Annotated in this window: 21 protein-coding genes and 1 pseudogene; 4 read left to right on the plus strand and 18 right to left on the minus strand. The window is 64.6% G+C overall.

Features of this window, described 5'->3' with window-relative positions; translation table 11 throughout:
- Positions 1-19: 19 nt before the first annotated feature.
- Complete coding sequence (locus tag IFT76_RS03520) at positions 20-958, plus strand: class I SAM-dependent methyltransferase (protein ID WP_192057420.1); 939 nt, start codon at positions 20-22, stop codon at positions 956-958.
- 169 nt (positions 959-1,127) lie between these two features.
- The gene (locus IFT76_RS03525) at positions 1,128-1,271 is read left to right on the plus strand and encodes a hypothetical protein (RefSeq protein ID WP_163007599.1); all 144 of its coding nucleotides are present in this window, start codon (positions 1,128-1,130) and stop codon (positions 1,269-1,271) included.
- 60 nt (positions 1,272-1,331) lie between these two features.
- Here IFT76_RS03525 and IFT76_RS03530 read toward each other — a convergent pair whose 3' ends face one another.
- The 6 genes and pseudogenes from IFT76_RS03530 to IFT76_RS20975 all read right to left on the minus strand — a co-directional run.
- Positions 1,332-3,392 carry a hybrid sensor histidine kinase/response regulator gene (locus IFT76_RS03530; RefSeq protein WP_192057421.1) on the minus strand — a complete coding sequence of 687 codons (2,061 nt, stop codon included), beginning with the start codon at positions 3,390-3,392 and terminating at the stop codon, positions 1,332-1,334.
- Between the two features lie 283 nt (positions 3,393-3,675).
- Positions 3,676-4,431, minus strand: a complete 756-nt coding sequence (gene cobF, locus IFT76_RS03535; protein ID WP_192057422.1) for a precorrin-6A synthase (deacetylating) — start codon at positions 4,429-4,431, stop codon at positions 3,676-3,678.
- Between the two features lie 241 nt (positions 4,432-4,672).
- A complete protein-coding gene (locus tag IFT76_RS03540) occupies positions 4,673-7,063 on the minus strand; it encodes a TonB-dependent siderophore receptor (RefSeq protein ID WP_192057423.1) in 2,391 nt (796 codons plus the stop codon).
- Between the two features lie 375 nt (positions 7,064-7,438).
- The gene (gene msrA / locus IFT76_RS03545; RefSeq protein WP_122478881.1) at positions 7,439-7,945 is read right to left on the minus strand and encodes a peptide-methionine (S)-S-oxide reductase MsrA; all 507 of its coding nucleotides are present in this window, start codon (positions 7,943-7,945) and stop codon (positions 7,439-7,441) included.
- 69 nt (positions 7,946-8,014) lie between these two features.
- Entirely contained in the window at positions 8,015-8,566 is a 552-nt protein-coding gene (locus tag IFT76_RS20970) for a methyl-accepting chemotaxis protein (RefSeq protein WP_425311991.1), read from the minus strand.
- Positions 8,546-9,322, minus strand: a pseudogene (locus tag IFT76_RS20975) (PAS domain-containing protein); the annotation flags it as partial. The pseudogene IFT76_RS20975 and the gene IFT76_RS20970, both read right to left, overlap by 21 nt.
- A gap of 786 nt (positions 9,323-10,108) precedes the next feature.
- Here IFT76_RS20975 and IFT76_RS03555 point away from each other — a divergent pair.
- Complete coding sequence (locus tag IFT76_RS03555; protein ID WP_122478886.1) at positions 10,109-10,330, plus strand: hypothetical protein; 222 nt, start codon at positions 10,109-10,111, stop codon at positions 10,328-10,330.
- 443 nt (positions 10,331-10,773) lie between these two features.
- Positions 10,774-12,036, plus strand: coding sequence for an OmpP1/FadL family transporter (locus tag IFT76_RS03560; RefSeq protein ID WP_122478888.1), 1,263 nt, complete (start codon positions 10,774-10,776; stop codon positions 12,034-12,036).
- Between the two features lie 55 nt (positions 12,037-12,091).
- Here the strand turns inward: IFT76_RS03560 and IFT76_RS20885 are convergent, their stop codons facing one another.
- The 12 genes from IFT76_RS20885 to cobO all read right to left on the minus strand — a co-directional run bounded on the left by IFT76_RS20885 (position 12,092) and on the right by cobO (position 22,325).
- Complete coding sequence (locus IFT76_RS20885; protein WP_264382555.1) at positions 12,092-12,217, minus strand: hypothetical protein; 126 nt, start codon at positions 12,215-12,217, stop codon at positions 12,092-12,094.
- A complete protein-coding gene (locus IFT76_RS03565) occupies positions 12,214-13,422 on the minus strand; it encodes an MFS transporter (RefSeq protein ID WP_185793738.1) in 1,209 nt (402 codons plus the stop codon). Before IFT76_RS03565 ends, IFT76_RS20885 begins: the two co-directional genes overlap by 4 nt.
- A 97-nt stretch (positions 13,423-13,519) precedes the next feature.
- Positions 13,520-14,239: an adenosylcobinamide-GDP ribazoletransferase gene (locus tag IFT76_RS03570; RefSeq protein WP_192057425.1), complete on the minus strand. Its 720-nt coding sequence runs from the start codon at positions 14,237-14,239 to the stop codon at positions 13,520-13,522.
- Positions 14,240-14,241: 2 nt separating this feature from the next.
- Positions 14,242-14,814: an alpha-ribazole phosphatase family protein gene (cobC, locus tag IFT76_RS03575; protein WP_192057426.1), complete on the minus strand. Its 573-nt coding sequence runs from the start codon at positions 14,812-14,814 to the stop codon at positions 14,242-14,244.
- Positions 14,811-15,866, minus strand: coding sequence for a nicotinate-nucleotide--dimethylbenzimidazole phosphoribosyltransferase (gene cobT, locus IFT76_RS03580; protein WP_192057427.1), 1,056 nt, complete (start codon positions 15,864-15,866; stop codon positions 14,811-14,813). The genes cobC and cobT overlap by 4 nt, the downstream gene beginning before the upstream one ends.
- Positions 15,863-16,384, minus strand: a complete 522-nt coding sequence (cobU, locus tag IFT76_RS03585) for a bifunctional adenosylcobinamide kinase/adenosylcobinamide-phosphate guanylyltransferase (protein WP_122478898.1) — start codon at positions 16,382-16,384, stop codon at positions 15,863-15,865. Before cobU ends, cobT begins: the two co-directional genes overlap by 4 nt.
- 1 nt (position 16,385) lies before the next feature.
- A complete protein-coding gene (locus IFT76_RS03590) occupies positions 16,386-17,852 on the minus strand; it encodes a cobyric acid synthase (protein WP_192057428.1) in 1,467 nt (488 codons plus the stop codon).
- A complete protein-coding gene (gene cobD / locus IFT76_RS03595) occupies positions 17,849-18,841 on the minus strand; it encodes a threonine-phosphate decarboxylase CobD (RefSeq protein ID WP_192057429.1) in 993 nt (330 codons plus the stop codon). Before cobD ends, IFT76_RS03590 begins: the two co-directional genes overlap by 4 nt.
- Positions 18,834-19,742 carry an adenosylcobinamide-phosphate synthase CbiB gene (gene cbiB / locus IFT76_RS03600; protein ID WP_192057430.1) on the minus strand — a complete coding sequence of 303 codons (909 nt, stop codon included), beginning with the start codon at positions 19,740-19,742 and terminating at the stop codon, positions 18,834-18,836. Before cbiB ends, cobD begins: the two co-directional genes overlap by 8 nt.
- Entirely contained in the window at positions 19,739-20,386 is a 648-nt protein-coding gene (gene bluB, locus IFT76_RS03605) for a 5,6-dimethylbenzimidazole synthase (RefSeq protein WP_192057431.1), read from the minus strand. The genes cbiB and bluB overlap by 4 nt, the downstream gene beginning before the upstream one ends.
- Complete coding sequence (locus IFT76_RS03610) at positions 20,383-21,717, minus strand: cobyrinate a,c-diamide synthase (RefSeq protein WP_192057432.1); 1,335 nt, start codon at positions 21,715-21,717, stop codon at positions 20,383-20,385. The genes bluB and IFT76_RS03610 overlap by 4 nt, the downstream gene beginning before the upstream one ends.
- Positions 21,714-22,325, minus strand: coding sequence for a cob(I)yrinic acid a,c-diamide adenosyltransferase (cobO, locus tag IFT76_RS03615; RefSeq protein WP_192057433.1), 612 nt, complete (start codon positions 22,323-22,325; stop codon positions 21,714-21,716). Before cobO ends, IFT76_RS03610 begins: the two co-directional genes overlap by 4 nt.
- Between the last annotated feature and the right edge of the window lie 75 nt (positions 22,326-22,400).

Here is a 22,400-nt window from a genome sequence, read left to right on the forward strand (position 1 = left end):
TGCAGCCGTGATCCTTGCCATGAACGCCGACGCCTTCGCCACCTTGCACCAACACCTGCTCCAAGCCCTCGCTCAGCCGCCGATTGAAACCCGTCGGTTGTTTCACGGCCGCGGTCGGCGCTGGCCGGGGCTGGAGCAACTGACCGTGGACTGGCTGCAGGGCATCGTGCTGGTATCGCTGTTCAAGGAGCCGCTTGCCGAACAGCTGGCAGACTTGCAACAGCTGCTTGCCCAACTTGCTGAGCAGCCAGTCTGGGCAGCCAGCGGTGCGCGCGGTCTGGCACTGCAGCACCGCTATCTGCCCGGCAGCGACGTGCACTGGCTGATCGGAGAAGCGCAAGAGCAGGTGATCCTGGTCGAGAACGGCCTGCAGTACCGCATCGACCTGGGGCGTAAACAGAACAACGGCTTGTTTCTCGACATGCGCCACGGTCGCGACTGGGTACGCGAAAACGCCCAGGGTCGACGTGTGCTCAACCTGTTCGCCTACACCTGCGGTTTCTCGGTGGCCGCCATCGCTGGCGGCGCAGCCCATGTGGTCAACCTCGACATGTCTCGCGCCGCCCTCACCCGGGGACGCGAGAACCACCACCTCAATGGCCACGAGCTGGGCAAGGTCAGCTTTCTGGGCCACGATCTGTTCAAGTCCTGGGGCCGGGTCGGCAAGGACGGCCCTTACGACATGGTGATCATCGACCCGCCGTCGTTCCAGAAAGGCAGCTTCCTGCTGACCAAGGATTACCAGCGGGTACTGCGCCGCCTGCCGGAACTGCTCAGCGAATCGGGCGTGGTGCTGGCGTGCATGAACGACCCGGCGCTGGGCCCCGACTTTCTCGTCGACGAGCTGCGCCGCGAAGCACCGCAGCTGCGCCTGCAGCGGCGCCTGGACAACCCACCTGAGTTTGCCGACATAGATCCAGCCAGCGGCCTCAAGGCCATGGTGTTCGCGCGGGAGTGATTACCAAATAGAGCAGGGGAAGGGCCTAACATACCGTACGGCGACTGGCCATCTTAAAGATTGAACAATTTCACGTGCCCGGCGAACCAAGTAAAGGAGAGCCACCGGGAGGTGAGAGTCCCGGCGGCTCGGGTGACACATCGAATGAAACCCTTGAGAGGTATCCGCCATGTCAGCGCAGGAATATAACACCATCCGCCATACCCCTGTCAGTGCATTGGGCACAATCCCGGCCAGCCAGTTGATCGCCTTCGTCGAAGCCTGCCGCCCGCTGGTGCGCGACGCGATCCTGAACGCCAGGTTGACTCGATGAGCCCGCTGGTTGTGAGCAGCCCCGCCATGGCGGGGCTTTTTCATGGCCGCAGAACAGGTTTCATGGCTGCCGTTGCGTGATCAGCATGCGCACGCGCTCGCTCAGCGCCTCCAGGGCGAACGGCTTGGTCAGCACCTCGGTGCAGGGCTGCAGATGGCATTGGTCCAACGCCAGGTTCTGCGCGTAGCCGGTGATGTACAGCACCGGCAAGCCTGGCCGGGCCGAGCGCCCCAGCTCGGCCATCTGCCGGCCATTGAGCCCGCCAGGCAAGCCTACGTCCGTGACCAGCAGGTCGATGCGCGCAGCCGATTGCAGCAGGTCTCGGCCCTGGGCGCTGTCGCCGGCCTGCAGGACCACATAGCCCAGGCTTTCCAGCAGCTCGGCCACGGAACCGCGCACCGAGGCTTCGTCGTCCACCACCAGCACGGTTTCGCCGCTGCCACCGAGGTCGATGGGCGCCTGGCTGGGCACCACCGCTTCTGTCTCGAGGCCTGCGCAATGCCTGGGCAGGTACAGGCTGACCGTCGTGCCAAGCCCCGGCCGTGACTGGATCTTCACCAGTCCGCCGGACTGCCTGGCAAACCCATAGATCATCGACAGACCCAGGCCGGTGCCCTCGCCCACCGGTTTGGTGGTGAAGAACGGCTCGAACACCTTGGCCATGACCTCCTCGCTCATCCCCGAACCGTTATCGGTCACGTGAACCACCAGGTACTCGCCGGCCTGTACCTCGTGATTGAATGCATCGCTGTGAGGCAGCCACTGATTGGCGGTTTCGATGGTGATCCGCCCACCACCGGGCATGGCATCGCGAGCATTGATACACAGGTTGAGCAAGGCGTTTTCCAGCTGGGTCGGGTCGATCAGCGCCGTCCACAGACCCTGGGTATGGCGCACGCTCAGTTCGATGGAGGGTCCGACCGAACGTCGCACCAGTTCTTCCAGGCCGTGGATCAGCGCGTTGACGTCGGTGGGCACCGGAGCCAGGGTCTGCCGCCGGGAGAACGCCAGCAGGCGATGAGTCAGTGACGCGGCGCGCTTGACCGCCCCCTGCGCTACGTCCAGGTAGCGTTCGAGGTCAGCGGTACGGCCCTGTTTCAAGCGCATGTGCATCAATTCGAGGCTGCCGGACAGGCCCGCCAGCAGGTTGTTGAAGTCGTGGGCGATACCCCCGGTAAGCTGGCCCACGGCTTCCATCTTCTGCGCCTGGTGCAACGCTGCCTCGGCTTTTTCCCGCTCGGCAATGGCGATGCGCACGCGCTCTTCCAGGGTCTGATTGAGCTCGCGCACCGCAGCCTCGGCTTTCTTGCGCGCGGTGACGTCGATGGAGGACCCGATCAGGCCAATGACTTCGCCGTCCTCGTCGAGCAGAGGCGTCTTGAGCGACAGCCAGGTCGCGGCGGTGCCGTCGGCCTGGCGTACCTCCTCTTCCACCTCCTGGGTGTGCCGACCTTCCATGATGCGCCGGTCGGTTTCCATGATCACCCGAGCCTGGACCTTGTCTTCCAGGAACTCCATATCGGTGCGGCCGATGTATTGCTCGGGCGGTTTGCCGATGAGTTCGGTGGTGCCGCGATTGGCAACCAGCATCCGGCCCTGGCGATCCTTGGCGTACACCACACCGGGCACCGCGGCGGTGAAGGTGCGCAGCAGGTGGGTCATGCGATCGCGCTCGGCCTCGGCGCTGCGGCGTTGCTGGATGTCCAGCAGCACGCCGGGAAAACGGTGCGGACGCCCCGCCTCGTCGAATTCGACGTGGCCGTTGGCTTCGATCCAGCGATAGCTGCCGTCGCTCTGCAGCACGCGATACTCGCAACGGTAGTGACCGCCGTTGCCGAGGGTCTCGAACACGGCCGCTTCGACCCGCGGGCGATCCTGCGGATGGACGCTGGCCATCGCTTGCTCCAGCGGCAGGCCCTGGGCACAGACCTTGCCGGACAGACCGAAGGTGCGGGCAAAGCGTTCGTCGGCACTGAAGTGGTCGGCCGCAACATCCCATACCCAGGTGCCGACGATGGCCCCGGTATCCAGAGCCAGCTGCAGGCGCTCGGCGGCATCCTGGGCGGGTGTCTCCTCAAGTACGGAGGGGGCGCGAAAATGTTCGGGAGGCTGGGTCGGCATATCGGCTCACAGCGGAACGCAGGGTGCCCTGATGGTGACGTTGGCGTTTAGGTAATACAAGCCTGCGCAACGCGAAATCCGCGCGCAAGACCGACAAGCCGCGTTGGCAACCCCGCAAAACACCAAACAGCCCCTGTAGCAGCGGCGCGAGCCGCGTCCGGCAACCCCGCAAAACACCAGACAGCCCCTGTAGCAGCGGCGCGAGCCGCGTTAGCAACCCCGCAAAACACCAAACAGCCCCTGTAGCAGCGGCGCGAGCCGCGTCCGGCAACCCCGCGCAACTTCAGACACGCCGCCTGAGCAGATAACTGTCCATGATCCAGCCATGCTGGCTACGCGCCTGCTGCCGCGCATCGGCAATGGTCTGCGCCACGTCGTCCAGCCTTCCCGACAGCAGCACTTCATCGGCCGTACCGACGTAAGCTCCCCAATAGATATCCAGATCCTGGCCGACCAGCGCCTTGAAGCTGTCCTGTGCATCGAGCATCACCACCACCGTGTCGACGCCCTCGGGCATGCCCGCCGCCAGGCGTCGACCCGTAGTGATCTGCACGGCACCGGCAATGCTGTTGAGGGTGATCCGGTGCGCCGCGGTCAGCGCCTGAATGCTGGTCACCCCGGGAAACACCTCATACCGCACCGCTCGCGCGCCGTTGGCAGCGATCGCCTCGACAATGCGCAGCGTGCTGTCGTACAGCGAAGGATCGCCCCACACCAGAACGCCCGCGCACTCCCCGTCCGCCACTTCATCATCGAGCAGCCGCTCGAAGGCCGCCCGCTTGCGCGCGTTCAGGGTATTCACCGACGTCCGATAGTCCGGCCCGGCCGGACGCTCGGGCTGCCGCACCTCGACCACCCGATACGCCCCAGGCGTTGCATGACGCTCGAGGATCTCTTTGCGCAGGGCATTGAGCTTGCCCTTGTGGTCGCCCTTGTCCATCAGGAAGAACACATCGACCCGCGCCAAGGCACGCGCCGCCTGCACCGTGATGTGCTCGGGATGACCGGCGCCGATGCCGATGATGAGGAGTGTTTTCAAAAGTGCTCCGCAGACAGTTCACCACAACGCGCCTATGGCAGTGCCGATAGGGGCCTCTCTTCACAGCTGGCCCATGCCAGACCTTACAGCGTCCGTTTCAAGGTGAATACAGGGTTGCGCGAATTGGCACAATTCCAGCTGTCCACGCCCTTTCGGCCTTGACACGTATGGGCATCTGCTACGAATGCCTGTGATGATCGACGGGCGGGCGCATTGCACGCCCGCCCTCTCGGTCACTGGATCACAGCGACCATTTCAGCGAGAACATCAGGTTGCGCGGGTCGCCGTAGGTGCCACTGCCGGTTGCGGTAGGAATACCCTGCCAGTACTTCTCGTCCAGCACGTTGTTGAAGTTGACGCGGGCGTCCCAGTGTTCGTCGAAGCGATAGCCGGCCATCAAGCCCAGTACCGCGTAGGAATCCTGCTCCGCATGACCGGTTCCGACACGGCCGTAGGTTGCGCTCTGCGCCAGCACGTCGGCACCGATACGCAGCCTGTCCAAGGCACCTTCGAACTGGTAAGTGGTTGCGGCCTTGAACAGATGCTTGGGCTGGTTGGGCGCGAACAGATTGCCTTTCTCGTAGGTACGGTCTTTCACGTACTGGCTGAGCACCAGGGTATAGGCGGCCGAGAACTGCCAGTTGGGCGTGAAGGCGCCACTGATTTCGGTATCCAGGCCACGGCTGCGTACCTCGCCCGCAGCCTCGTAGCAGGTGCGGTTGGTGGCCCGGCAGCTGGCCGGTTGATCGGGAATGGCGTAGGCGCGGTTTTGCTGGGTCATGTCGAACATGGCCACGGACGCATTCAGTCCGCCATCGAAGTACTCGCCCTTGATGCCGATCTCATAGCTTTCACCGGTCATCGGGTCCAGCACCGTGCCGCCGACATCCTGCTGCGTCTGCGGCTTGAAGATTTCGGTGTAGCTGGCGTAGACCGAGTAGGTATCGTTCAGGTCATAGATGATGCCGGCGTAGGGCGTGACTTCCTGGGTCACTTTGTAATCACCCGTGCCCGAGCGGTTGTCGTAGTCATACCAGCTGACCCGGCTGCCGACGATGATGTGCAGCGGGTCCAGCGGGTTGAAACGCGCGGCGGCGTAGACACCCTTTTCGGTCGCCGTGTTCTTGCTCTCGTAGAGCCGATAGTCGCTGCGAGTGCGCGAAGGCTTGGCAATGACACCCGGATCGAAGTTGTAGATATCGATGGGCGTGGAGTCGTTCCAGTAGCCACCGGTCTGGTCGAACTTTTCCTGGCGACGGCTCGCGCCGAGGGTCAACTGATGCTCGCGACCGAACAACTGGAACGGGCCGGCCAGGGAGGCATCCACGTTGGTCTGCACGTCGGTGGTGTCGTAGGCGCCTGTGGCCTGCCCGTACACACCATTGCGGGGCGCCGTCAGATAGCTGGAAAAGGTGTTGGACTCGGCCCATATCTTCGCGGCCGCAGCCTTGGCGGTCCAGCCGTTGTCGAAGCGGTGGGTGACGTCGGTGAACACGCTGACGTTGTCCCGGTCCCAGTAGGCCCAGTCATTGCTCAGGAAGGTGGAACGCGACAGATGCAGGTCTTCGCCATTCGGACCGGACGGCAGGCTGCCCCAGTCCGAGGTGGCGTCATCGCGCTGCTTGGAAGCCCCGAGGGTCAGGGTAGTCGCCTCGCTCAGGTCCGCTTCGAATACGCCGTAGAAGGTCTGGCGCTGCTTTTCACGCTCGTCGATGTAGCTGTTGTCGTCTTCGTAGGCGGCCACCACCCGGCCACGCAGGGTGCCGGATTCGTTGAGCCGGTTCGACGCATCCACTTGCGTGCGGTAGCGGTCCCAGGTACCGGCGCTGGTGGTGATGCTGACCTGAGGGGTAGCGGTAGGACGCTTGCGCACCAGGTTCAGGGTTGCCGACGGGCTGCCGGCACCGGTCATCAAGCCGGTGGCGCCGCGCACCACTTCAACCCTGTCGTACAAAGCCAGGTCGGCACCGGCGATGGTGTCCAGGGTGAACTGGCCGATGCTGGTCGGCAGGCCGTCGTACATGATGTTGTCGATGTTGAACCCGCGCGCCTGGAACGCCTGGCGGTCGCCGCCAAACTTGCGCAAGGTGATGCCGGGCGCGTACTTGACCACATCGTTGAGGTCGTTCATGCCCTGGTCGTCCATGCGCTGGCGCGTGATGACGCTGACCGACTGCGGGGTTTCGCGGATCGACAGCGGCAGCCCGGTCGAGGTGCTCATGCTGCCGGTGGTGTAGGAGCCGGAGTGTTCGGTAGTGGCCGTGCCGGCTATGGAACTGGTGGCGGCCGAGACGGCCGTCGCGCCCAGTTCCACCGCGCCGCCAGTGGACGCTGTAGCGGGCGCGGTGACGCTGACCACGTCGCCCTGCACCGTACCGACCAGGCCGCTGCCGGCCAGCAGGCGTTGCAGTGCCAATGCGGGTTCCATCCGGCCGGTGACCGAAGGTGCCGTCTTGCCGGCAATCGCCGCTGGTTCGAACACCACTTGCAGGCCGCTGGCCTGACCCAACTGGTTCAGCGCTTCGCCCAAGGGCTGCGCGGGCAGATTCACCGCAATCGGAGCTGCCTGCGCCAGGCCGGCAATGGACAAAGAGATGCACAGCGCAACACTGCGCAACGGAAAATGATTCATGGCATGACCTCAGGAACCCACACAAGGCGGTCTGCCCCCCCCGGGCGAAGACTCGAATGCAGGCTGTAGGAAGCCACGCAAACTTGTGTGCGAAACCGCGTTGAATGCGGAAGCGGCGCAAGGCTATGCAAATGTCAAAAAAATGTAAATGATAATTCATGGCACTTGGCAAGCATTCGCGGCTGCCAACCAGAAGCATTGATCTTTGCCAGCGAGCGTGCAGGCTGGATGAGTGCGTATGAAGAGCGCAGAGCGTGCGGGCTGCACGATGGAGAGGGGTCGTTGCAGGGGGCGTCAGGATGGATGTCCCGGCAGTGATGAACACCACCGCCGGGAAATTATTACTGGATATGTCTAGCTATTGGCGCAACCTGATCAGCCGCGCGCGGGAAGTTTCCAGTCGGGACGTACGAAATGGCAGGTGTAGCCGTTGGGAATACGCTCCAGGTAATCCTGATGCTCGGGCTCGGCTTCCCAGAAATCACCTGCAGGGGCAAGCTCGGTGACGACCTTGCCGGGCCACAGGTCGGAGGCATCGACATCGGCGATCGTTTCCAGTGCGACGCGTTTCTGCTCCTCGGTGTTGTAGAAGATCGCCGAGCGGTAGCTCAGGCCTACATCGTTGCCCTGGCGGTTGGCCGTGGACGGGTCGTGAATCTGGAAGAAAAACTCGAGGATCTGGCGATAGCCGATCACGCTGGGATCGAAGACGATCTCGATGGCTTCGGCGTGGGTGCCGTGGTTGCGGTAGGTCGCATTGGCGACATCGCCGCCGCTGTACCCGACCCGCGTCTGCAGGACGCCCGGATAACGACGGATCAGGTCCTGCATGCCCCAGAAGCAGCCACCCGCCAGCAGAGCGGTTTCGGTCTGGACTGTCATATCGATTACCTTCGCTGAATGAACGTGGCCCATTCTAATACAACCGCTGCGAAGGTGCCGTACAGGCCGTCAGAGGTTGGTGAAACGCGCCACCGCCTCCACCACTTTCTTGGCCCCGTCCTGGATCTCGACGATCACGTCACCGGCCTGACCGGCCAGTTGTACGCCCTGCTCAGCCTGCTGCCTGCTGTTGGCCATGTCGCGCACGGTGCCGTCGACCAGTGCCTGGTTCTGCTGCACCACGGCGGCGATCTCGTCGGTGGCGGTGCTGGTCCGGCCCGCCAGTTGCCGGACTTCGTCGGCCACCACGGCGAACCCGCGCCCCTGTTCACCGGCGCGGGCCGCTTCGATGGCGGCGTTCAGCGCCAGCAGGTTGGTCTGTTGGGCGATGCTGCTGATGGTCTGGATGATCGAGCTGATCAGCAGCGATTGCTTGCCCAGCGCTTCCACACCGCTGGACGCGGACTGCATGTCGTCGGCGATCTTGCGCATGGTCTGCACGGTATCGGTCACTACCACCGCGCCACGCTGGGCGCTGATGTCGGTGCTGCGCGAGATTTCATAGGCGGTCTGCGCCGCCTGATTGACCTCGGCCTCGCGCTCGACCTGCTCGGTGACCACGGTAGCGAACTTGACCACCTTGTAGAGCTTGCCTTCGGTGTCGTAGACGGGGTTGTAGGTCGCCTCGAGCCAGATGGTGCGGCCCATGCTGTCGAGGCGCTTGAAGCGCCCGGCGACGAACTCACCGCGGTTCAGGTTTGCCCAGAATTCGGTGTAGCTCGGCGAACTGGTTTCTTCGCTGTGGCAGAACATGCGGTGATGCTTGCCCTGCACCTGCGCCAGGGTATAGCCCATGCCGCGCATGAACTGGTCGTTGGCCGACAGCACGGTGCCTTTCAAATCGAACTCGATGACCGCCGTGGAGCGCAGCAAGGCGTCGATGAACGAAGCGTTCTCCGCTGCTTTCTCCATGCTCTTGGTGACATCGGTGGCAAAGCACTTGATGTGCATCAGCACACCTGCCGCATTGCGGATGGGCTTCCAGTGCGCATTGACCCAGACCAGACTGCCGTCCGCCTTGAGGTAGCGATAGTTGTCCGACACCGAAGTGCCCGCTGCCACCGCCGCACGGAAGTTGTTGTAGCACGGCAGTTTGGTCACGTAGGTGGGGACCAATTCGGTCATCAGCCTGCCAACCAGCTGGGCTTCAGTATAGCCCAAAGTGGTCGCAAACAAGTCGTTGCAGGCGATGATGCGCAGCGATGCATCGATGTCCAGGCTGAGCATCTCGTGGGTCATGCCGGCTACCAGTTGACGCAATTCCACCAGTTCGTCGGCTTGGGCGCTGAGTTGCTGCTTGAGTTTGTTGTTGAACATAAGGCACCGGCATCAGGGTCATGGTCGTGTTATCGGCGGCAATGGCCGAGGGTTTAGCCCCAGGTGACAGATGTCTGCCCTTTCGGACCCGACCAACCCCGTGCCAGAGCGCGTCCTTGGGACAATCCACAGAAGCTGTGGATAAGTCAGTGGACAACCCCCCCCTGCCCCTCGCAAACCCATATGGAATGGGGCCTGAAGTCAAACTGTCGATTTTTTCACCAACTCGAAAAGACGTTTTTTTTCATTGACTTGCGTGAGTCATACCGAGTAGCCATGATCGACGAGGCACGATCAGACCGGACAGACATGATTTCTTGCACTTGCAGTGACCGGGTCTTCGTTTGCGTCTTCAAGGTAGCGATAAGGTATTTTTTCGGAATATCGCTTGCGCTTCTCATAGCCGATGCGATAGTCTTCGACCCGTTAGTACCAAGCTGAAAGTCAATTCAGGTCGACCACCCTGTTCACACGGGCTCGACCAACATGATGGTCTCCAGGTAACGCTCCCCGACTTGCGAACAAGTCCGGCATCAAGCGAATTACTCTGCCCCGACCAACCTACGATTGATCAGGATCTGCATCCAGGGCCCCGAACCTTAGCCCGGAATGTTGCCTGCCCTCCTAAGTACCTACCAGTCAGCCCAACAGCCAAAACGATAAAGCGCTGTTCACTGGCTGTCTTGTTCCAGACAGGTTCTTCGCCCGGCCCAAAGGCCCGCGCTACTGGAACGTTTTTATCGATCACGGCTCCAAGTCGTGACCATTGCAGGAACATACAACAACATGACTCATATCCAGACCCAGGATGCCATCCGCACCCTCACCCACGCCTTCGCTCCGATGAACTGCCTGATCATGGCCGCGCGCAAAGGCTGCTTCAGCTTCACCATCGTCAATGAGCACGGTATCGCCCGTCACAGCGAACGCTTGTACCCGGAACAGTACTCCAGTGCCGAACCGCTGCAGGCCGTGATCGACCGTACGCGTCAGGCCCTGGTTGCCTGATCGCTGCAACGATGCACACGATGTAATGTATGGAAAAGCCTCGACCCGTCGGGGCTTTTTCATGCCTGCGATTTGGGGGAGGCCCAGGCCTTGGCATGCTATCGATGCATGCAACTGTAAACGCACATTACAGTTCGCCAGTCTGGCCGAAGGACCACCGTGCGTCGCCCACTGCCGCGCAATCGAAAATCTGACGTCATTTTTCTGCTTGCCAACGACCCTGTCTTGCCCGAGCTAGACAGCTGCGTGGAATCTACCAGGCACCGGCGTGCGCCCATGGCACAGGGATGGCGCATACGCGACCGCTGGAAGCTGCATTCGGGCGCCCGTAAATTATGGTCGGATTGTCCTACAAAACCGCTCTAGCCAGAGTGTTTCAGGCTATAGCGTTGCAGTGAAAATGTTGGTAGCTTGCCCCTCAGTGCCCCCCTAGAGTTAAAACAATGAAAAGACCAATGCTCAAGACCACTCTCGGCTTCGCTGTCACCCTGGCATCGAGCCAGCTTTTCGCTGCCGGCTTCGCCCTCAATGAACAAAGCATCAGCGGCATGGGTACCGGCTTCGCCGGTCGCTCGTCGTCCGCCGAGGACGCCAGCACTGTCTATGGCAACCCTGCCGGCATGTCCCGCATCAAACGTGAACAGGTCAGCGTCGGCGCGGCGGCCATCGTCGCCAAGACCGACATCAGCGGCCGTGGAACCTTCGGCGGCAGCAACGACGGCGACATGGTGCCGTTCGTCGGCGTACCCATGGGCTACTACGTCAAACCCCTGGATGACAACTGGACCGTCGGTTTCGGTCTGTACGCGCCTTTCGGTCTGGTCACCGACTATGAAAGCGGTTTTGCCGGCCGCTACTGGGGCGACAAGAGCCATGTGGCGGTCGTCACGCTGCAGCCTACCGTCAGCTATGCCTTCAACGAGCGCGTGTCGATCGGCTTCGGTCCTACCTTCAACCGCCTTGAAGGCGAGCTGACGTCGGCCGCGCTGAACCGCGCGACGCCAGGCCGCAACGACGGCGAAGTCAAGATCAAGGGCGACGATACCGCCGTGGGCTTCAACGTCGGCGTGCTCGTTCAGGCCACTGACGATACCCGCGTGGGCCTGACCTACCACTCCAAGGTCAAGTACAAGCTGGACGGCCATACCAAGGTCGAAGGTTCGGGGTTCGGGCCGTTCAACGGCAGCAAGTACGATGCATCGCTGGACATCGACACGCCTGAGTCGGTGGACTTCTCGGTCACCCACGAACTCAACCAGGACTGGACCCTGTACGCAGGCAGCACCTGGACCCGTTGGAGCCGCCTGAAGGAAATCTCGGTCGAGAACGATGGCGTGCCTGCCGCGCTGCGCCCATCGATCGGCACCATCACCGAAGAACAGAACTGGCACGACACCTGGTCCCATGCCGTGGGCGCCGCCTACAAACTGAACAAACAGTGGACGCTGCGCACGGGCTTTTCGGTTGACCAGTCGCCGACCAACAACACCAATCGTTCGCCACGCATCCCGACGGGCGACCGCGCCATCCTCAGCCTGGGTGCTGGCTGGAGCCCGACGGACGACCTGACCTTCGACTTCGCCTATTCCTACCTGAAGGAAGAAGACACGAAGATCAACCTGGTCAGCGCCACCAAGGGTGCCTACCAGGCCAAGTACGAGAACAGCGCACATGGCTTCGGTACTTCAGTGACCTACCGCTTCTGATCGATCAGGTAATACGAAAAGCCCCGACCGGTTCGGGGCTTTTTCATGTGTGACGTCAGCACAGGCTCATGTTCATTTGCAGCAGGGCCAGTCCGCCCTGCTGCCAGCCCCACCACGCCAGACCCAGCAGCGCGGCCAGTGCGCATGCCATGGCGAGTTGCACGCTGCGGAGCCTGCTCATGCGCTCGCTCCCTGAGCCTGCAGCCGGGCAACGGGGCGTTCGCGCACCGGCCAGTTGAGCGCACCGGCGAGCAGGCTCAACGCAATCGACAGCTGCCAGACCAGGTCATAGCTGCCGGTCTGGTCGTACACCAGGCCGCCCAGCCAACCCCCCAGAAACGCCCCCAGCTGGTGGAAGAGAAACACGATGCCGCCGAGCATCGACAGGTTGCGCACGCCAAACAGCGTTGCGACGGTACCGTTGGTCAAGGGAACGGTGGATAACCAGAGCAGCCCCATCGCCATGCCGAACAGGCAGGCGCTGACGGTAGTGACAGGGAACCACAGGAACAGCACGATCACCACGGCGCGCATCAGGTACAAGGCGGTCAGCAGTCGCGGCTTGGACATGCGCCCACCCAGCCAGCCGGCGATGTAGGTGCCGAAGATGTTGAACAGCCCGATCAGCGCCAGAACCGTGGTGCCGACGCTTGCCGGGAGGTGCTGGTCGACGAGGTAGGACGGCAGGTGCACACCGATGAATACCACCTGGAAACCACACACGAAGAAGCCCAGCGCCAGCAGCCAGAACCCTGAATGGCCGCACGCCTCACGCAGCGCCTGGCCAAGGCTCTGATCGTGGGCCTGGGCTGGCAGTGGCCGGTCCTTGAGCATGCGTACCAGGGGGACGATGAACGCCACCAGTACGCCCATCACCAGCAAGGCCGTCGACCAGCCCAGCCAACTGATAAGGCCGAGCGTGCCGGGCAGCATCGCGAATTGCCCGAACGAGCCGGCTGCGCTGGCGATCCCCATGCCCATGCTGCGGTGTTCGGCGGGCAGGGCTCGTCCTACCACGCCCAGAATCACCGAGAACGACGTACCGGAGAGCCCCAGGCCGATCAGCAGGCCAGCGCTGAGGCTCAGGCTCAACTCGGAGTTGGCCAGCCCCATGCAGCCAAGGCCGACCGCGTAGAGCACACCACCCACCGCAACCACCCGCCCGGCGCCGAAGCGATCCGCCAGGGCGCCGGCGAACGGTTGGGCCAGGCCCCAGATCAGGTTCTGCAGCGCGATGGCCAGCGCGAATACGCCCCTGCCCCAGCCGAACTCCGCACTCATGGGCGCCAGGAACAGCCCGAAGCCGTGGCGAATGCCCAGGGACAGGGCAAGGATCAGGGCTGCGCCGAGCAGGACCCAGCCGCTGGTACGCCATACCGATGTCATTATTGTGTGCTCCGGGCATGAGGGGACAGGCCGCTCGATTGTATGCCTGTTCATCGCCGACAGGCAGCGCCGCATGCAACCATCTGCCAGGCAGGTTCTACAGCGCAGCGCCCAGCAGCAGCAACAGTTCGAGCAACTCGAGCATGGCGCCGGCGGTGTCACCGGTGGTGCCGCCCAAACGCTTGATCATCTGGCGTCGCAGCGCCACGAAGCCAGCCAGCACCAGCAGGCTGATCCAAACCCCGCAGAACGCCAGGCTGACCAGTGCCACGCCTGCCAGCAACCAGGCGCCGGCACGACGCGGCAGGTGGTCGGCCAGGGCCTGGCCCAGCCCGCCAGCGCGCACGTAGGGCGTGGTCATGAACAGGCCGAGCATGGCGGCCCGCCCCAGTATCGGGGCCAGCATCAGCGCGGCCTGCTGGCCCTGCTCGAGCAAGGCCAGCAGCGCACAGAACTTGAGCAGCAGCACCAACATCAGCGTCACCACGGCCATGGGACCGCTGCGTGGGTCCTTCATGATCAGCAAGGTGCGTTCGCGGTCGCCGAATCCGCCCAGCCAGGCATCGGCGCTGTCCGCCAGACCGTCCAGGTGCAGGCCACCGCTGAGCACCACCCACAGCGCCAGCAACAGCGCGGCGTGCAGAAGCACTGGCGTTCCGGCGAGCAGCGCACTGGCGGCCCACAAGAGCACGCCGAACAGCAGCCCCACGGCAGGATAGAACAACAGCGAGCGCCCGGAAGCCTCTGGACTGGGCATACCGGGCAGGCGCACCGGCAAGCTGCTGAGAAACTGCAAGGCGATCCAGAACGGCAGCATGCTCAGGACGGCTCGCTCAGGCTGCCGTCGGCTGCCATCACCACACTGAACAAGGCAGCGTGTCCGACCTCGACTTGGAGCAGCTGTTCGCGTGGCAGGGCGCGTGCTTCGGCCAGCAGCAGGCGCATGACCCCGCCGTGCACCACCAGCAGCAACCGCTCGCCCGGATATTGCAGGTGCAACCTGCGCAACGCGGCATGGATGCGCGCGGAAAAATCCAGCATGGGCTCGCCGTCGGGTGGCGTGAAGGCGTAGGGGTCGTTCCAGAACAGACCCAGGCCGGCTTCGTCGGTCTGCATCAATTGCGCCGCACTCAGGCCTTCCCAGGCGCCGAAATGCAGTTCCTGAAGACCAGCCTCGAAGCTCAGCGGCAGCCCGCGCTGTTCGGCCAGCACCTCGGCGAAGCGTGCGCATCGCTGCAGCGGTGAGCTGACGATGCGGTCCCAACCGGAACGGTCGGCAACCGCCGCGTGCAGTTGGGCCCAACCGCGCTCGGTCAGGGCGTCATCGAGGCTGCCGCGAAACCCGCCGATCTCGGTTTCGCCATGGCGCAGCAGATCCAGGTGCAAGATCATGCCGGACGGTCCGCGACAGCCGCTTCGGCGAAGGTCGCCATCTGCTCGTGCAAGTCGCACGCCAGGCGCAACAGCGGCACGGCCAAGGCGGCGCCGCTGCCTTCGCCCAGGCGCAAGCCCAGTTGCAGCAACGGTTGCGCCTCGAGGGCCGCCAGGACATGGCGATGGCCGGGTTCGGCGCCGTTGTGAGCGAACAGCAGCCAAGGCCGGATGGACGGGTTCAACTGCACCGCCAACAGCGCCGCGACACTGCAGATGAAACCATCCACCAGCGCCACGATGCCCTCCTGGGCACAGGCCAGGTAGGCGCCGACCAGCGCGGCAACCTCGAAGCCGCCGTAGCAGAACAGGCGCTGCAGCGGTTCGTCGGGCAGCCCGGCATGGGCCTTCAAGGCGCGCTCGATGACCTGCACCTTGTGGGTCACGCCAGCGGCGTCCAGACCGGTGCCCGGCCCGGCCAGATCGACCACGGCGCACGCCAGCGAGGCGCAGGCCAGCGCGGTGGCAGACGTGGTGTTGCCGATGCCCATCTCACCGCCGATGAACAGCTCGGTGCCGCTGGCTTTCGCCCGCAGCACGCTGTCGCGACCGGCCTGCAGTGCCTGCGTGCCCTGCTCGAAACTCATCGCCGGCGCGTCGATGAAATTGCGCGTACCGGCAGCGATCCGCACATGCTGCACGCCAGGCAGATCGCCCAGCGGCGTCGCGGTACCGAGGTCCACCACTTCCAGGCGTGCCTGCAGGCGGCGCGCCAATACGCTGATGGCCGCACCGCCGTTGACGAAGTTGTGCACCATTTGCGCAGTGACTTCCTGCGGATAGGGCGAGACGCCCTCGGCGACGATGCCGTGGTCGGCAGCGAACACCGAGATCCAGACCTGCTCGACCGAGGGCTTGAGCCGCCCTTGCAATGCGGCCAGTTGCACGGCCACCTGTTCCAGCGCGCCGAGCGAGCCCGCCGGCTTGGTCAACTGCTGCTGACGCTCCAGCGCCTCGCGATGGATGCGGGCATCGGCGGCACGGGCAGTGTGCAGCCACCAGGCTGAGTTCATAACGCAGGTCCTTTCAATACCATGGGAAGGCCGGCCACGGTGAACACCACTCGCTCGCAGCGTTCGGCCAGGGCCTGGTGCAGCAGGCCTGCCTCGTCGACGTAGCGCCGGGTCAGTTCACCCAGCGGCACGACGCCCAGGCCGGTTTCGTTGCTGACGAAGAGGATGTGTCCCGGCAGGCCGGGCAGTGTTTCCAGCAGAGCTTCACGCTCTGCCTTCAAGCGCTCGGGCTCGTCGAGCATGAGCAGATTGGTCAGCCACAGGGTCAGGCAGTCAACCAACAGGCAGCGATCGCTGCGCGCTTGAGCACGCAGCACGTCGGCCAAAGCAAGTGGCTCTTCCACCAGCCCCCAATGATCGGGACGGCGCTCGCGGTGCAAGGCCACCCGCTGGTCAAGCTCGCCATCCACCGGCTGGCTGGTAGCAATGTATACGACGTGCAGCTGGCTGTCGGTGGCCAGCCGTTCGGCCAGGCGGCTCTTGCCGGAGCGGGCACCGCCGAGGATCAGTTGCAGCATGTCAGGCACCTCCCCCAGGCAAGCCGCACAGCTCGCGCAGGCGCGCGGTGTCCAGGTGCTGCTCGACCAGGTCGGCCAGGCGCTCGATGTCGGCCTCGCGCAACGCGTGGTAATCCACCGACTGCACGTCGGCCAGCCCCGCCCAGCGCAGCAATGCCACCGATGACTGCGGCGCTTCGAACAAGCCGTGCAGGTAAGTCCCCAGAATCTGCCCGTCAGCACTGATCGCGCCGTCGCGGCGGCCATCGCTCAATTGCACCGCCGGATGATCCAGCGCCGCCCCGGTGGTCACCCCGGCATGGATCTCGTAGCCGCTGACGGCGGCCTGTTCAAGGGTCAACTGGCCGGTCACGTTGCGCAGCTGCTTTTGCGCCTGCAGTTCGGTGGTGAACTCCAGCAGGCCCAGGCCCGCGCTGGAACCGGCAGCGCCTTCGAGGCCCAGCGGGTCGTCGATGCGCGTGCCGAGCATTTGCAGCCCGCCGCAGATGCCCAGTACCTTGCCGCCATAACGCAGGTGGCGGGAGATCGCCTGTTCCCAGCCCTGAGCGCGCAGGTGAGCCAGGTCGGCACGCACGCTCTTCGAGCCGGGCAGGATGATCAGGTCGGCCGGGGGGATGTCATCGCCCACGCCGATGAACTGCAGGTCGACCTGCGGATGCAGGCGCAGCGGGTCGAAATCGGTGTGGTTGCTGATGCGCGGCAAGACCGGCACGATCACCTTGAGCACCTTGTCCGCCTTGCTTGACTGACGCCGATCCAGGCCGTCTTCGGCCTCCAGGTGCAAGTCCATGACATACGGCAGCACACCGATCACCGGCTTGCCGGTACGGGCCTCCAGCCAATCCAGACCGGGTTGGAGCAAGGCGATGTCGCCGCGAAAGCGATTGATGATGAAGCCTTGAACCCGCGCCTGTTCAGTCGGCGAAAGCAGTTCCAGGGTACCAACCAGATGGGCGAATACACCGCCGCGGTTGATGTCGGCGATCAGCAGCACCGGGCAGTCCACCGCCTCGGCGAAGCCCATGTTGGCGATGTCGCCGGCGCGCAGGTTGATCTCGGCCGGTGAACCGGCCCCTTCGACCATCACCACCTCGTAGCGGCCACTCAAGCGTTGGTGCGAAGCCAGTACCGCCTGCATGGCGATGGCCTTGTAGTCGTGATACGCGACGGCGTTCATGCTGGTCACGGCGCGCCCGTGGATGATCACCTGGGCGCCGGTGTCGCTGTTGGGCTTGAGCAATACCGGGTTCATGTCGGTGTGCGGCTGCAGGTACGCGGCCTGGGCCTGCACCGCCTGGGCGCGACCGATCTCGCCGCCGTCGGCAGTCACCGCACTGTTGAGGGCCATGTTCTGCGGTTTGAACGGCACCACCGCCACGCCCTGACGGGTCAGCCAGCGGCACAGCGCGGTGACCAGCGTGCTTTTCCCTGCATCGGACGTGGTGCCCTGAACCATCAATGTGCTCATGAATGCTCCTTGCGATACTCGCCCAGGGCGGATTCGAGTCGTGCCCAGTCGCCCTCGCGGGCAGGCAGGCCGAAGCGCAGGCGGCTGTCCTGCTTGAACAGCCGCACGAGGATGCCGCGACGGGCGAGGAAATCCTGCAGGCGCTCGGCCCCTTCGTACGCCACCGACTGGAACAGTGCGCAGCCGCCCTGTGGCGCCAGGTCGTGGCGCCGCAAGCATTGGGCAAGGCGCTCGCTGGCGGCGGCGCAGCGGGCGATCTGCGCCTGCTGCGACGGCTGGTCGAGCAGGCAGGCCTGCCCCAGCTGGCGTGTCGGTCCGCTCACTGCCCAAGGCCCGATCAGGTCGGCCAGCAAGCGCAGCAGGCGCGGCTCGCCGAGGACAAAGCCCAGCCGTACACCCGCCAGCCCGAAGAACTTGCCGAACGAGCGCAGCACGATCAACCCAGGTTGTACGCCGTAGCGAGCCAGACCGGCACGCGGGGTGTTGTCCATGAACGCTTCATCGACCACCAGCCAGCCGCCCCGGCTGTTCAGACGCGCATTCCAGGCCAGCAGGCAGTCGGCGGACAACAGCCGGCCAGTGGGGTTGTTCGGGTTGACGACGACCAGCACGTCGAGACTGTCGATGAAGTGCTCGACCTCGTCTTCGCTGATTTCGCGTACCACATGCCCCGCTTGTCGCCAGCCCTCGGCATGTTCGGCGTAGCACGGCGACAGCACCCCTACCCGACCACTGCGACGAAGGCGTGGCAGTGTCTGAATGGCCGCTTGCGAGCCCGGCACCGGCAACACGTGCGCGAAGCCGTAGTAGCTGCGCGCGGCGTCTTCCAGACCGTCTTCGTTTTCCGGCAGCCGCGCCCAGGCGCGCGCCGTGATCTCGGGCAGGGGGAAAGCCCATGGCGCAATACCGGTGGACAGGTCGACCCAGTCGTCTTCGGCGATACCGTATTCGAGCACCGCCTGGCGCAAGCGCCCTCCGTGTTCAAGCATCGAGCAAGCCTCCCAGACACAGCACCAACAGCCACAGCCACACGCCGCGCTGGACCAGGTTCCAGCCGCGCTCGATGCTGTCGGCATCGGCCGGCGCACCCTCGCCCAGCACGGCCCGCTCATGCAGCTCGCCGTGATAGATAGCCGGACCGCCCAGCTGCACGCCCAATGCGCCGGCCCCTGCCGCCATCACCGGGCCTGCGTTGGGGCTGTCCCACTGCGGTGCCTGCCGGCGCCAGCAGCGCAAGGCCAGGCGGGTCTTGCCCAGCACGGCATAGGTGAGCGCAACCAGGCGCGCCGGGATGTAGTTGAGCAGGTCGTCGATCCGCGCCGCCGCCCAACCGAAACGCTCGAAGCGTTCGTTGCGGTAGCCCCACATGGCGTCCAGCGTGTTGCTCAAGCGATACAGGACAACCCCGGGCGCGCCGGCCACGACGAACCAGAAGATCGCCGCGAACACCGCATCACTGCCGTTTTCCAGCACCGATTCGGTGCCGGCCCGGGCCACTGCTTCGGCGTCCAGCTCATCGGTCTGCCGGCTCACCAGATAGCCGACACGCTGACGAGCGCTGGCCAGGTCGTCGCTGCGCAGGGCCTGGGCCACGGGCATCACGTGCTCCCCCAGGCTGCGCATGCCCAGCGCCAGGTACAGCGCGCCAATCTCCACCAGCCAGCCGACCAGCGGCAGCCAGGACAGCAATGTCACCAACAGGGTCAGGGGCACCACGGCCAGGAACCAGGCGGTGACACCGTGGCTGCGCCAGCCACGCCCGGCACGGTTGAAACGTGCTTCGATCCGGTTGGCCAGACGGCCGAAGGCGACCAGCGGATGGTGCCTGCGCGGCTCCCCCAACAGGGCATCGAGCGCCACCCCGGCCGCCGTCATCAACGCAATGCTCACAACGATTTTCCCCATTGGTTTTCGTACAGCATGTGTTCGAGCGGCTGGGGGGCAGCCCAGCCTTGAAGTTTCAGCATCGGCGCATCGTAGAAGCCTTCGACCGGCCCCAGGCACAGTACCGCCACCGGCTTGGCTCCAGCGGGCATGCCCAGTACCTCGGCCAGGGCATGGGGATCGAACAGCGACACCCAACCCATGCCCAAACCCTCGGCGCGCGCCGCCAGCCATAGGTTCTGGATGGCGCAGGACACCGAGGCCAGGTCCATTTCCGGCAAGGTCCGGCGGCCGAACACATGGCGCTCGCGATCGTCCATCAGCGCCGCAACCAGCACTTCGGCGCAGTCCGCGATCCCTTCGACCTTGAGCCGCATGAACTGGTCCGAACGCTCGCCCATGGCGTGTGCGGTGCGCAGTCGCTCTTCCTCGACCAACGCCTGGATGCGACCGCGCACACCCGCGTCGCTGATGCGAATGAATCGCCAGGGCTGCATCAGGCCGACGCTGGGCCCCTGGTGGGCGGCCGCCAGCAACCGCGCAAGCAGCTCCGGGGGGACGCTGCCGCCGGCGAAGTGACGCATGTCGCGGCGTTCGGCGATCACTCGGTAGATGGCGGCGCGCTCGCTGTCGCTGTAGGGCTCGCTCATGACGCCGCCCGATGCCCGGCTGCAGGCGCGCGATCATCGGGCGCGAACAGTGCGGCCACCGCCGCGGGATTGGACGGGAAATAGAAATGCACGTAAGAGGCCGTCATCCGTCCCTGGCGGTAAACCGCCTCGGCGCCGCGACCGCCATTGGGGCTGACGCCGCGAGCAATCGGCTGCAGCTCGGTACTGGTCAGCGAGTGGTGATAAGTGTGCCCGCGCAATACCCCCTCCGGCAGCTCGACCGCCTGCAAGGCCAGGGCCGCCAGGCGCTTCTGCATGACTGCTTCGCCGGGCAGCAGACCCAGCAGTTGCGCGCGGGCCCCTTCGACGTCGGTCAGTGCGTCGAGCAAGTAGAGCATGCCGCCACATTCGGCCAGCAGCGGCTTGTCCGCGGCATGGTGAGCGCGGATATCGTCGAGCATCGAAACGTTGGCGGCCAGCGCCAAATGGTGCAGCTCGGGGTAGCCACCGGGCAGGTAAAGGCTGTCGCATGGCGGCAGCCGCAGGTCGTGCAACGGCGAGAAGAACACCAGCTCGGCGCCCATGTCGCGCAACACATCCAGACTGGCGTCGTAGACGAAAGCGAACGCGGCATCGCGGGCCACACCAAGGCGCACGCCATCGAGCAGGCGCGCCACCGAGCGTTCGACCGGGGCGGCGAAGGTGACCGCAGGCGGCAAGGCCACCTGGCAGGTCTGGGCCAGGGCGGCGGCCGCGGCATCCAGGCGGGTATCCAGGTCGTTGAGTTCGCTGGCCTGCACCAGCCCCAGATGGCGGCTCGGCAGCTCGATCCCGGTTTCCCGGGACAACGCGCCGTACCAGCGCAGACCCTGGGTCAGGCTGCCCTCGAGCAGTTGCGCGTGACGCACCGTGCCGACCCGGTTGGCCAGGACGCCGGCGAACGGCAGATCGGGTTGGTAACAGGCCAGGCCCAGGGCAAGAGCGCCGAACGTCTGCGCCATGGCGGTGCCATCGATCACGGCCAGCACCGGAACGCCGAAATGACGCGCCAGGTCAGCGCTGGACGGCGTGCCGTCGAACAGGCCCATGACGCCTTCGATGAGGATGATGTCGGCTTCCTGCGCCGCTTCCCATAACAGCCGCCGGCTGTCCTGCTCGCCGACCATCCACATGTCCAACTGATAGACAGGCGCGCCGCTGGCGCGAGCGAGGATCATCGGATCGAGAAAGTCCGGGCCGCACTTGAACACCCGCACCCGCCGCCCCTGATTGCGATGCAGGCGCGCCAGGGCGGCAGTCACCGTGGTCTTGCCCTGCCCGGAGGCCGGGGCGGCGATCAGCACCGCAGGACACTGGCGCGGCTCAGTCATAGCTCGATGCCCTTCTGGGCGCGGATGCCGGCCTGGAACGCATGCTTGACCACGCCCATTTCGGTGACTGTGTCGGCCAGTTCGATCAGCTCGGGCTTGGCCCCGCGACCGGTGACGATCACATGCTGCATGGGCGGACGTGCCTGCAGATCATGCAACACGGTGTCCAGGTCGAGATAACCATGCTTGAGGGCAATGTTGAGTTCGTCGAGCACCACCAGGCCAATGGCCGGATCGCTCATCAGCTGCCTGGAGACGTCCCAGGCAGCCTCGGCCGCCGCGATGTCTCGCTGCCGATCCTGAGTTTCCCAGGTGAACCCTTCACCCATCACGTGGTAGCGCACCTGCTCGGGAAAGCGCCGGAAGAACAGTTCCTCGCCGGTGCTGTTGCGCCCTTTGATGAACTGCACCACGCCGCACTGCAGGCCGTGGCCCATGGCTCGCGCGAGCATGCCGAACGCCGAACTGCTCTTGCCCTTGCCGTTACCGCTGAGCACCAGCAGCAAGCCACATTCGTTGGGAGAATTGGCGATGCGTTCGTCCATCACGGCTTTCTTGCGCAGCATGCGCGCCAGGTGACGGGCGTCGCGTTCGGTCGTTTCGTTCATGGTGGCTCTCCGCTACACCTGCACGCAGGCCGCATCGACGCGACACCGCGGCCGGCTGGCCGAACAGTGAACGTC

Origin of the sequence: Pseudomonas sp. CFBP 13727 (genome assembly GCF_014841915.1) — a bacterium.
GTDB lineage: Bacteria > Pseudomonadota > Gammaproteobacteria > Pseudomonadales > Pseudomonadaceae > Aquipseudomonas > Aquipseudomonas baltica.